The sequence below is a fragment of the Mesorhizobium sp. M7A.F.Ca.US.002.01.1.1 genome, from assembly GCF_004022955.1.
GTDB lineage: Bacteria > Pseudomonadota > Alphaproteobacteria > Rhizobiales > Rhizobiaceae > Mesorhizobium > Mesorhizobium ciceri.
Genome location: NZ_RZQE01000187.1, coordinates 1 through 10,738 on the forward strand (window position 1 = coordinate 1; position 10,738 = coordinate 10,738).

Genomic DNA, 10,738 nt, shown 5'->3' on the forward strand with positions numbered 1-10,738 from the left:
TCACCGTGCCGATCACCACCATGCGGAACACGTTGCCTTTGACCAGCGGCGCGGTCATGGCGACGATGAAGGGAATGACCGCAAGGTCGGCGAACAGGATGACGCGGTTGCCCGGCAGGATGATGGACAGGATGATCGCGATCGGCACCAGGATCAGCGACGACGAGATCGCGGCCGGATGGCCGATCAGGATCGCGGAATCGAGGCCAACAAGAAGCTCGCGATCGCCCGTGCGCTTGCGCACGAATGCCTGGGCTGCGTCGGAAACCGGCAGCAGGCCTTCCATCAGGATCTTGACCATGCGCGGCAGCAGCAGCATGACCGCGGCCAGCGTCATGCCGGTGCCCAGAACCTTGGCCAGCACCACGCTGAGATCACCCGCATTGTAGAAGGCGATCGCACCAAGCACGAGGCCGATAATGAGGCCCATCACGACAGGTTCGCCGAACACGCCGAACCTGCGCTCGATCGTATCGGTGTTGATGTTGATGCGGTTGATCCCGGGAATGCGGTCCATGATCCAGTTGAGCACAATGGCGATCGGCAGGATCTGCGCCGAGGCGAGATGCGGCACGGAAATGCCGGGTACCCCGTAGAACTGCTGTACCGCGCGCGCCGACCAGTCGGCGAACAGCAGCGAGAGTGCTGCGACAAGTGCTGCGACCGCGATGCCATAGGCCAGATTGTCGGTTGCGGCGACGACCAGCGAGCCGACAAAGGCGAAGTGCCAGAAATTCCAGACGTCGACATTGAGCGTGCGCGTCATGCGTGTCAGCAACAGCACGATGTTGACGAGGATGCCGACCGGAATGACCCAAAGGCCGACCGATGAGCCGAAGGCGATCGCGGCCGCGGAGGGCCAGCCGACATCGATGATGTCGCGATGGATGCCGGTGTTGGTGACGATGGCCTTGGCGACGTCGCCAATCGACGTGAACATGAGGCCAAGCACCAGATTGATGCCGATGAAGGCGACGCCGATGGTGACGGCGGCGCGAAAAGCCTTGCTGACCTTGGCGCCCAGAACCACGGCGATGACGAAAATGACAATTGGCAGCAGGATCGTCGGGCCAAGCGTATCGATGGCCCCTTTTAGGCCCGCGAGAACAGTATCCATTTTTCCTCCCCTGGAGCCGCGAGCCTTCGCTCGACGCCTCGCAATGATGCTCCATCCAGCCTTTGACGCCGTGGCGCAAAGACACTCCCCAATTTGCCCAGAGGCGAATGCTTCCCGACTGTCGCGTCGGTGAACATTTGCCTTTGTTGACAAACGAATGTTTTATTGGGGTTGTCCGCTGCAATGTCAATTGTTGGGCTTCGGCGAATCGAGCCCCGGCGGACGTGCCTTCCGAGACGATTTCGTGGGAAATTGCCGGTCGCGACCGGGTTTCGTTGGCAAATAGAACCCATTCCCTGCTATCCGACCCCAAATCACGAAGCTGTGGACATTCCTGCATGACCAACGTCGCCCTGACCGGGCTTGCCCGTGATCTCGCCAAGCGTGCCGCCGAGAACCGCCCGGTGCGCATCGGTGTCATCGGTTCGGGCGAAATGGGCACCGATCTGGTCACGCAGGGCATGCTGATGCCGGGCATTTCGGTCTGCGCCGTCTCGACGCGCCGCCCGCACACCGCGCGCGACGCTATCCGTATCGCCTATGGCGACGAAGCCATGGCGGTCGAAGCCGACACCGCCTCGAAAGTCACCGCGGCAATCGAGGCGGGAAAAATCGCCGTCACATCCAACGAGATGCTGGTCACCAATCCGCTGATCGACGTCGTCATCGACGCCACCGGCAAGCCGGGCGTCGCCGCCGATTTCGACCTCATGGCGATGGAGCACGGCAAGCATCTGGTGATGATGAACGTCGAGGCCGACGTCACCATCGGCTGCTATCTCAAGCAGCAGGCCGACCGGCTTGGCGTCGTCTATTCGGTGGGTGCGGGCGACGAGCCGTCGAGCTGCATGGAACTGATCGAGTTTGCGTCGGCGCTCGGGTTGACCATCGTGTCGGCCGGCAAGGGCAAGAACAACCCGCTCAACCACGATGCCGTGCCGGACGACTATCGCGCCGAAGCGATCCGCCGCAACATGAACCCGCGCATGCTGGTCGAGTTCGTCGACGGCTCCAAGACCATGGTCGAGATGTGCGCCATCGCCAACGCCACCGGGCTGGTGCCGGACGTCCCCGGCATGCACGGCCCCAAGGCCGATCGCGACGACCTCGCCAAGGTGCTGATCCCGCGCGAGGATGGCGGGCTGCTGTTGAAGAAAGGCGTCGTCGACTACACGGTCGGCAAGGGCGTCGCGCCCGGTGTCTTCGTCATCGTCGAAGCGACGCATCCGCGCATCATCGAGCGCATGGACGATCTTCATATCGGCCACGGCCCCTATTACAGCCTGTTCCGGCCATACCATTTGACCTCGCTGGAAGTGCCGCTGACCGCCGCCCGCATCGTGCTTTTCGGCAAGCCCGACATGGTGCCGCTGCCGCGGCCGGTTGCCGAAGTGTGCGCCGTTGCCAAGCGCGACCTTGCCCCCGGCGAGACCTTCGATGCGATCGGCGAGACTTGTTACCGCTCCTGGACGATGACCGTCGGCGAAGCCCGCGCCCAGCGCGCCGTGCCGGTCGGCCTGCTCGAGGGCGGCAAGGTGCTGAAACCGGTCACGAAAGGCGAATTGCTGACGGCGGATAATGCGTCGCCCGACCAGACGACGAGGCTGTTCGCCTTGCGCCGGCTGCAGGATGAGATGCTGTACGGGACAAACTGAGGATTTATCTCCCCAGTTCGACCGACCGCAGCCGCGCAGCCTCCACCGCTTGCGTCAGCAGATTGGTCAGCCGGTCCTCGCCCATCAGAACGGCCAGCGCCGCGGCCGTCGTGCCGTTGGGGCTGGTGACCTGCCGGCGCAGCACGCCCGGTTCCTCGCCGCTTTCGGCGGCGAGCGAGGCGGCGCCATAGACGGTCTGCATGGCGAGCAGCTTGGCGGTCGCCGTCGGCAGACCGGCCTTCTCGGCGGCAACCGTCAGCGCTTCGATGAAATGGAAAATATAGGCCGGCCCCGATCCGGACACGGCGGTCACCGCATCCATCAGGCCCTCATCGTCGATGGTGGCCACTTCGCCGCTCGCCGACAAAAGGTCGGCGACGAAACGCTTGGTGTCATCGGACACGAGCTTGTTGGAGAACACCACCATCATGCCCTTGCCGATCGCCGCGGGCGTGTTGGGCATGCAGCGCACGATCGGCGCGCGGTTGCCGAGGATTTCCTCGAAGGTGGCGGCAGGCGTGCCGGCGGCGATGCTGACGAAGGTGGTGCGGCCGTCGCCGAAGCGCTTGTAGGCGGCCGTGACGTCGCGGATCACCTGCGGCTTCACCGCGATGACGACGAGATCGGGCAGGGCATCGGCCGGTATGCTACCGGCATCGGCTGATGTCACGCAGCCCAGCGTTGCCGCGCGATTGCGCAGATCGGCATTGGGCTCGACCACGAAAACCGCCGACGGCGCGAGCTTGCCGGATTTCAGCCAGCCCGAGAGCATGGCGTAGCCCATATTGCCGCAGCCGGCGAGAACAAGCCTGATCGTCATCGAAAGCCCTCCAAAGGAAGGCCTTCACATAGACGCTGGCGCTTCCCTGGGGAAGCCCCATCAGGATCGCGAGCCACGATCGGGATCGCGCACCGCGATTGGCCGCAGCGACACTTGCCTGAGGCCGAGCACGCCGAGCACGAAGAACAGCCAGACCGGGTCGCCGCGATGGAAGAAGAAGCTTTCGAGGAAAGCGTTAAGCGCCGTGAACAGCACCACCATCATGAAGAAGTCGCCGAGAAAGATGTTTTCCCTGCGCAACGGAATGCGCATGTAGTCGCGCAGCGGCGCGATGAGGAAGGTGTAGACCGCCACGCATAGTGCCGGAATGCCCATCAGCACGGCGATGTCGAGATAGCCGTCATGGCCGTGCACGATGGTCCTGATGTCCCAGGGCCGGTCGAAGGGCTGGTCCTGGTTGAGCAAGAGCGGCGTGCCCCAGAAGCTTTCATAGCCGTAGCCGGTCCATGGCTTCTTCGCCAGCATGCTGCCGGCGAACTCCCACAGCGTCGTGCGGCCGGTATAGGTCATGCCGGGGAAATAGATCGCCGCCAGATGTTTTACAGGCGGCAGGAAGACGATGCCCAGCGTGCCGACCGCGGTGGCGATGATGGCCAGCGCAAACAGGATCGGCGTGCCGAGCCGCATGCCTATCAGGCTCGGGAACATGACGATCAGGATCGAGAACGGCACCAGGCCGGCTGTCGTCTTGGAGCCGGTGTGCAGCATGAAGATCATCGCCGCGAAGAAGATCCCGGCGCCCCAGTAGCGCTGCCCGCGCCGGTAGAGATAGAGGCCTGCGAAGCTGAGGCAGGCCATGACCGGCCCGGCAATGTTCTTGTGGGTGAACACGCCGCGCCACAGTCCGGCATGTTCGGGCTCCTGCGAGTCGGCTGTGTGCATCGCCTCGTGCGGAAAGACGATGAGGCCGAGATAGGAAAGGCCCATGACCACGACGGCGGTGAAGATGATCACCTTCGAGAAGGCTTCGGCGTCGCGCGGCAGCACCAGGATCGTCGCCATCGTCAGGATGCCGATCAGCGTGAAGGAGGCGGCGCGCATGGCCGAAGGCGGATCGGTCGACAGGATCACCGAGAGGAAAAAGAAGCCCAGCATCAACACCCAGGATGGGCTCAGCAGCGAGCGCACCACGCGCGGATCGGCAAAGGCCATCAGCGAGAAGATCGACATGGCGCCGAGCGAACCGAAGCCAAGCTGGTTGACGATGTCGCCGCCTTGACCGGTGAGTTCGGCGCCGCCCGGCTGGAACGGCCGGAACGACACCATGATGACGGTGAACAGCAGCGCGGCAATGGCGGTGGCCACGCCTTCGCGCGTGAACGCGTCGCCGAGCGGCGCGCGCTCAGTTTTTCTCAGGCTGGCGGTATTGCTCATTGGCATATCCGAATTCGGCCAGCACGCGGCCCAGCGCCACATGGACGGGGTAGATGGCGATCGCCGGCGATCGGGTCCGCGCCAGCCGGATCAGGCCGCGAAACGGCGAGGCGGCAAGCAGTGCCAGGCTCTTCAGCAACACTTTGGCGCCGGCCATTGGCGTGCCGGCGCGCTTCTTCTTTTCGACCAGTGTCGAGATGACGCCGTTGCGCAGGCTGCGGGCGCGGATCCAGTCGGCTTCGATACGCCGCGCCGGAACGGTTTCCAGCACCTTGGCCTCGGCGCACCAGCCCAGCACAAAGCCCTTTTGCACCGACCGGCTGAGAAAGTCGGAATCGCCGCCGCCCATGAAATTGAATCTGAGATCGAGAAAGGGCGGACCCATGGCGATCAGCACGTTGCGCCCGACCAGAAGATTGCCCGACGAATAGAGCGCCGGCACGCGTCCGGTTTCCCGGTAAGGCGGCGCGAACACCGGATGGTCTGCCCATCGCGCATGGGCGGGGTCGGCAAACACGGGCACCTGCGGGCCGCCGACAATGTCGGCGCCGAGCGTTTCGGCAGCCAGGCACATCCGTTCCAGCCACTGCGGATCGGCGATCTCGTCGTCGTCGATGACCAGCAGATGCCTGAAGTTCGGGAATTGCAGGATGGCTGTCTGCCAGCCGGCATTGTAGGCGCTGCAATTGCCGCGCTCGTGCGCGATGATCACCAGGCCCGGCATTTCGCCCCGCTCGAACAGCGGCAGCGCCGCCTTGGCGCCGGCCCGCGCCTCGGCTTCGTTCTCCATGACGATCACGGCAAAGCGTCTGCCGGTTTGCTGCGCGCGCAGCGACGCCAGCGTTTCCAGCACTTGCTCGGGACGCTTGAAGGTCGGCAAGGTGACGACGGCTTCGACGGCCTCGACGTCAAGCCGCGGCGTGCGTCCCGCGACCGTTACCGAGCCGTCCGATGGCAAAGGGATCATCCGTGTCCAGCCACATGGTGAGTTGGGCTCTGGTAGCACCACGGTTGATAAGGTTTCGTTAATCACCTTGTACGGAGAAGCCCGCCAGGCAGCGGCTTTCGGTCGTCGAATGTGCAGGCTTAATCAAGGGTTCACCGCACTTTGCTACCGGCTACACCACTGGATAGGTAAGATGCATCTGCTGTTCGCCACATCGATCGTGCCCGACGGCGCTCTCGCCTCGGGCTACGAGATCGCCAACGCTGCGATCATCGCTGCCTTGCGGCGCGCTGGCGCGCGCGTCACCGTCATCGGCTTTACCTGGCCGGGGAAGCCCGCGGCCGACCCCGAAAACACCGTGGTGCTGGGTGCGATCGACGTGCGCACGGAAAATGCCTCCGCGCGGCAAAAGCTGGCCTGGGTCGGCAAGGCGCTGCTTTCGGGCCTCACCTTCGCGTCGGTCAAGCTGCGCGCCGTGTCCGACAGCGATGTTCTCGCTGCCATTGAGCGTGCCGGACCGTTTGACGGCTATGTCTTGAATTCCGTGCAGTTCGCCGGCGCCTTCGAAAAGCTGTTCGCTGAGCGGCCTTCGATCTTCGTTGCCCACAATGTCGAGCATCTTTCGGCGCGGGAGAATGCCGCTGCCGCCGGCAGCCTCTTCCAGCGCCTGCTGTTTCGCCGCGAGGCGAGGCTGCTCAAGACCGTCGAAGAGCGTCTCTGCCGCCGGGCGCGCTTCGTCTTCACCCTGGCCGAGGAAGACCGCGCCGCGCTCGGTGTCGCCTCCGACAACCGCTCGGCGGTGCTGTCGCTGGTGACCGGTGCCCAGGCGCCAACCCTGAAAAGCCCGCGCCGCATCGACTGCGACGCCGCACTGATCGGCACCTGGACCTGGCAGCCGAACCGCATCGGCCTCGACTGGTTCCTGGGCAAGGTCGTGCCGCATCTGCGGCCCGATTTCCGCATCCGCATTGCGGGCCACATGCCTTCGGGCGTCGCGTCGAAGCACCCGGGTGTCGAATTTGTCGGCCGCGTGCCCGACGCGCAAGCTTTCGTGCGCGGTGCTGCCGTCATCCCGCTGATCAGCACCGCCGGCAGCGGTGTCCAGTTGAAGACCATCGAAACCTTCGAGCTCGGCCTGCCTTCGGTCGCCACCAGCCGTTCGTTGCGCGGCATCGACCACCGTCCTTCCAATTGCGTCGTCACCGACGATCCCGTTGCCTTCGCCAGGGCGCTCGAGGCTGCGGCGGCCGACATCCGCGACGTTGACGGCAGCGCGTTCCGGGGCTCGCAGGTCAAGGCGCTCGACGCTGCCATCCGGCTCGGCCTCGAAAAGCTCGCCCCTCTCAGGCAGGAGGCGTTTGCATGAACATGCATTCCGCCCGCGCCGCTTTCGGGCTCGACACGCTGAAGACGATCCTTGGCATCCCGGTGGTTGCGGTCCGCTGGAACGATGCCATCGCCCTGCTGAACCGGTTGATTGCCGAGCGGCGCTTCACCAAGGTCAGTTTCCTCAACGCCCACAACGCCAACATCGCCTATACCGACCCGGTGTTCGCCGAAGCACTCGATGATTTCCTCATCCTGCCCGACGGCATCGGCATCGATCTGGCGGCGAGGCTCCTCTACGGGGCGCCGTTTCCCGACAATCTCAATGGTACCGATTTCGTCCCGGCCTTCCTGCAGGCCTCGACGACGCCGCTGACCGTCGGGCTGCTCGGCGCGACGCGCGTCAACGCCGAAGCGGCGTCGGTCAAGCTGGCGGCACTGGCCGTGCAGCACCGGTTCGTGGTGATCCATGACGGCTATTTCCCCCCTTCGCAGGAGCAGGAAATCGTCGACCGGATTGCCGCGCTTCGGCCCGACGTGCTGCTCGTGGCCATGGGCGTGCCGCGCCAGGAATTGTGGATCGAACGCCATATCGACGCGCGCCATTGCACGCTGCCGATCGCCGTCGGCGCGTTGCTTGATTTCCTGAGCGGCGCGGTGCCCCGCGCGCCCTTGTGGATGCGCCGGCTGCGGCTCGAATGGCTGTTCCGGTTGGCTGTCGAGCCGGGCCGCCTGTGGCGCCGCTATGTGGTCGGCAACCCGCTGTTCCTGCTGCGCGTCGTCAGGCAGAAATTCTCGCTTGCGCCCGAAGCCGCGGGAGATACCAAATGAACAGCAGGTTCGTGCCAGGTGCCGCTGTCGAGCCAAGCCCGCTCCGGCAGACACCGACGGCGGCCATCGTGACGGCAAGCTATGCGCCCGATTTCGAGCGCTGTCGCCTGCTGTGCGAGACACTTGATCGCCACGTTTCTGGCGCGGCGCACCATTACATCCTGGTCGAGCATCGCGATGTCGGCCTGTTTCGCCAATTGGAGACCGGCCGCCGCACGGTGGTCGACGAGCGGGAATTGCTGCCGCGCTGGCTGCACGCCTTCGACGATCCGCTCAGCCTGTTTCGCCGGCGCGTCTGGCTCAGCCTGAAGACCCAGCCGCTGCGCGGCTGGCATGTGCAGCAGTTGCGCCGCATCGCCATATCAGCGCATGCATCTCAAGACGTGCTCATCTTCTGCGATTCCGATGTTGCCTTCCTGAAACCTTTCGACTGCGGCGCCTTCTGGCGCGACGGCAAGGTGCGCCTGTTCCGCCGCGACGCTGTGCTGGCGGACGAAGGTCATGAGGAGCATCGCATCTGGTCGCGCAATGCGGGATCGGCACTCGGCATCGACCCGTCCCGGACGTCGATCCATGACTACATCTCGACGCTGATCGCCTGGCGGCGCGACACCGTGCTGGCCATGTGCGGCGAGATCGAGAAGGTCCATGGCCGCAACTGGGTCGAGGTCGTCGGTTCGGCGCGCAAATTCTCCGAATGCATGATCTACGGCCGCTATGTCGACGATCTGCTGGACGGAGCCGGCCACTTCCACGGTTCCGAAGAGTTCTGCCGCGTGCACTGGACCGGCGAAGCGCTTTCGGATGACGAGTTCCGCCGCTTCGTTGCCGCCATGGCGCCGGAGCAGGTGGCGATCGGCATGCAATCCTTCATCGGCACCGATATCGGCCGCATCCGCCGTCTGATTGGGTTGGATTAGATCATCCCGAAAAGCGGAAACCGGTTTTCTCGGACAACGATTTCCGTTTGTCCAGAAGTCATGTACAAATGAGAAAGTCCTAGACGGGTTTGGCCGGCTTGCGCATCGCCGAATAGGTGAGCAGCGTCGAGGCGAGATACAAAAGCAGGAAGACGACATTGAGCGACAGCACCAGCTTCGGCGTGTCGAGGATGGTCGTCAGCACATAGGTCAGCAACAGCGCCTTCAATCCGGCGAGCAGGCCGAGATTGAGCGCCCGCACCAGCGTCTGGCCGCGTGCGAACAAAAGCTCGGCCTGGTATTCGATCAGATTGCGCAATCCCGGCACGCAGATCGCCAGCACCACCAGCGGGGCAGCCTCGGCGACATTCTTGCCGAGCGCATTGGGGAAGAAATGCAGCACGATGCCGAGCGTCAAGAGCGCCAGCGTCGACACCGCGAAAACGCCGCCTTCGATGCCGCTCTTGACCGCCAGCCGTGACAGCAGTTCCGGCGCGCGCATCATGCGCTGCACCAGCATCATCGAGAAGGTGCGGATCGGAATCGCCGTCAGGTCTACCAGCCGCATGATGATGGCGTAGATGCCGGCCAGATGCGGGCCGCCGATCGCCAGCACCAGCAGCTTGTCGAACTCCATCTGCAGGTAGAACAGCACTTCGGCGCCGGCCACATAGATGGAATCGGCCAATCGCCGAAGATACAGCTCGACGCGCAGCCGCAGCCTCTGGCGCGGGTAGAAGAAGCCGAAGGCAATCAGCAGCGAGGCGGCATTGGCGCCGATATAGAACCAGGACCATATCCAGACGCTGTGTTGCGCTGAGAACATGAACAGCACCGCGCCGAGCGCCCGCAGCGCGGTCGCCAGGATGGCCAGCAGCGCGGCGCGGCCGAACTTGCCCAGGCCGTTGTTGACGATCAGCGCCACCTCCACCGGCCGCCACAACAGCGCTTCGGCAAAGACGATTGCCGCAAACACCGACAGCGGCACGGTGTCGGCAAAGAAAAGCAGATAGACGCCGAACGAGGCCACGGCCAGCAGCGGCAGCGACAGCACGCCGAGCAGCAGGAAGCCGGCGGAAAAGGTGCCGATCAGATTGGGGCGGATGGTGGCGGTGCGGTAAAGCGCCGAGATGAACCCGAAAGCGAGGATGCGCGACAGCATGACGCCGGCCGCCGACGCGGTGGCGAACATGCCGAATTCGGATATCGACAGCGTGTTGGCCAGCGCGATGAAATAGGCCAGCGAAAACACCAGTCGCCCACCGGCACCGCTGATCGCTGAGAAATAGTCGCGAAGCAGCCCCCGTCGTTCGGCCAAAAAGCTGCCGATCCGGGCGAGGGGCCGCCTTTGCGGCCGGGCGAGGGGCCGCCTTTGCGGTATGTCACTGGCCTGCGTCATGTCTCAAGGAGAGCCTAGGCCGGAAAACTTAACGTGCCGTTCTGGCGGCTGGGCTTGTGTCGAAAATAGATGCAACCGAAACGAGAAACCGACGCTTCGGCGCGGGAAAATTAACCTTTTGTTTTCCATGCCTGTTTAGCGTGGCTTAACGAATGGCCAATCTCCGTTCGCAGGTCGCCAAGGGTAAAGTTCCAGACGATGGTCGACAGGGAAAACCGCGAAGACTGGAAGCGCGAGCGCTCGTTGCTGGCGCTGGGCCAGGCTGTGCGTGGCGACGAACCCGACGCGTCGCTGGTCTCGATCGGCGACCGGGCAGACCCGTCATGGCG

Annotated in this window: 9 protein-coding genes; 4 read left to right on the plus strand and 5 right to left on the minus strand. The window is 64.2% G+C overall.

Features of this window, described 5'->3' with window-relative positions:
- The coding region (locus EN932_RS18775; protein WP_128368974.1) for a PTS transporter subunit IIC at positions 1-1,117 on the minus strand (1,117 nt) is incomplete at its 3' end.
- 338 nt (positions 1,118-1,455) lie between these two features.
- Here EN932_RS18775 and EN932_RS18780 point away from each other — a divergent pair.
- Complete coding sequence (locus tag EN932_RS18780) at positions 1,456-2,772, plus strand: NAD(P)H-dependent oxidoreductase (protein WP_127384497.1); 1,317 nt, start codon at positions 1,456-1,458, stop codon at positions 2,770-2,772.
- 4 nt (positions 2,773-2,776) lie between these two features.
- On the opposite strand, the gene proC is transcribed toward EN932_RS18780, so the two are convergent.
- Genes proC through EN932_RS18795 form a run of 3 tightly spaced genes read right to left on the minus strand, consistent with a single transcriptional unit; the run spans position 2,777 to position 5,954 of the window.
- Entirely contained in the window at positions 2,777-3,592 is an 816-nt protein-coding gene (gene proC / locus EN932_RS18785) for a pyrroline-5-carboxylate reductase (protein WP_127384496.1), read from the minus strand.
- A gap of 60 nt (positions 3,593-3,652) precedes the next feature.
- On the minus strand, positions 3,653-4,987 hold the full coding sequence (locus tag EN932_RS18790) for an O-antigen ligase (RefSeq protein WP_013530224.1): 1,335 nt from the start codon (positions 4,985-4,987) through the stop codon (positions 3,653-3,655).
- Positions 4,956-5,954 carry a glycosyltransferase gene (locus EN932_RS18795; RefSeq protein WP_127384495.1) on the minus strand — a complete coding sequence of 333 codons (999 nt, stop codon included), beginning with the start codon at positions 5,952-5,954 and terminating at the stop codon, positions 4,956-4,958. The genes EN932_RS18790 and EN932_RS18795 overlap by 32 nt, the downstream gene beginning before the upstream one ends.
- Before the next feature lie 172 nt (positions 5,955-6,126).
- On the opposite strand from EN932_RS18795, the gene EN932_RS18800 reads away from it, so the two are divergent.
- From EN932_RS18800 to EN932_RS18810, 3 genes are read left to right on the plus strand one after another with little or no spacing between them, the layout of a single operon-like run.
- Positions 6,127-7,299, plus strand: a complete 1,173-nt coding sequence (locus EN932_RS18800) for a glycosyltransferase family 4 protein (RefSeq protein WP_127388237.1) — start codon at positions 6,127-6,129, stop codon at positions 7,297-7,299.
- Positions 7,296-8,090 carry a WecB/TagA/CpsF family glycosyltransferase gene (locus EN932_RS18805; protein WP_063170060.1) on the plus strand — a complete coding sequence of 265 codons (795 nt, stop codon included), beginning with the start codon at positions 7,296-7,298 and terminating at the stop codon, positions 8,088-8,090. The genes EN932_RS18800 and EN932_RS18805 overlap by 4 nt, the downstream gene beginning before the upstream one ends.
- On the plus strand, positions 8,087-9,010 hold the full coding sequence (locus tag EN932_RS18810) for a DUF6492 family protein (protein WP_127385835.1): 924 nt from the start codon (positions 8,087-8,089) through the stop codon (positions 9,008-9,010). The genes EN932_RS18805 and EN932_RS18810 overlap by 4 nt, the downstream gene beginning before the upstream one ends.
- Before the next feature lie 79 nt (positions 9,011-9,089).
- Here EN932_RS18810 and EN932_RS18815 read toward each other — a convergent pair whose 3' ends face one another.
- Positions 9,090-10,409 carry a lipopolysaccharide biosynthesis protein gene (locus EN932_RS18815; protein WP_127369812.1) on the minus strand — a complete coding sequence of 440 codons (1,320 nt, stop codon included), beginning with the start codon at positions 10,407-10,409 and terminating at the stop codon, positions 9,090-9,092.
- Positions 10,410-10,738: the final 329 nt, after the last annotated feature.

Excerpts from the sequence above, each read along its gene's own strand:
- EN932_RS18805 (WP_063170060.1), top strand. The coding sequence starts at position 7,296 with ATGAACATGCATTCCGCCCGCGCCGCTTTCGGGCTCGACACGCTGAAG.
- EN932_RS18780 (WP_127384497.1), top strand. The coding sequence starts at position 1,456 with ATGACCAACGTCGCCCTGACCGGGCTTGCCCGTGATCTCGCCAAGCGT.
- EN932_RS18800 (WP_127388237.1), top strand. The coding sequence starts at position 6,127 with ATGCATCTGCTGTTCGCCACATCGATCGTGCCCGACGGCGCTCTCGCC.
- EN932_RS18810 (WP_127385835.1), top strand. The coding sequence starts at position 8,087 with ATGAACAGCAGGTTCGTGCCAGGTGCCGCTGTCGAGCCAAGCCCGCTC.
- EN932_RS18790 (WP_013530224.1), bottom strand. The coding sequence starts at position 4,987 with ATGAGCAATACCGCCAGCCTGAGAAAAACTGAGCGCGCGCCGCTCGGC.
- EN932_RS18815 (WP_127369812.1), bottom strand. The coding sequence starts at position 10,409 with ATGACGCAGGCCAGTGACATACCGCAAAGGCGGCCCCTCGCCCGGCCG.
- EN932_RS18795 (WP_127384495.1), bottom strand. The coding sequence starts at position 5,954 with ATGATCCCTTTGCCATCGGACGGCTCGGTAACGGTCGCGGGACGCACG.
- proC (WP_127384496.1), bottom strand. The coding sequence starts at position 3,592 with ATGACGATCAGGCTTGTTCTCGCCGGCTGCGGCAATATGGGCTACGCC.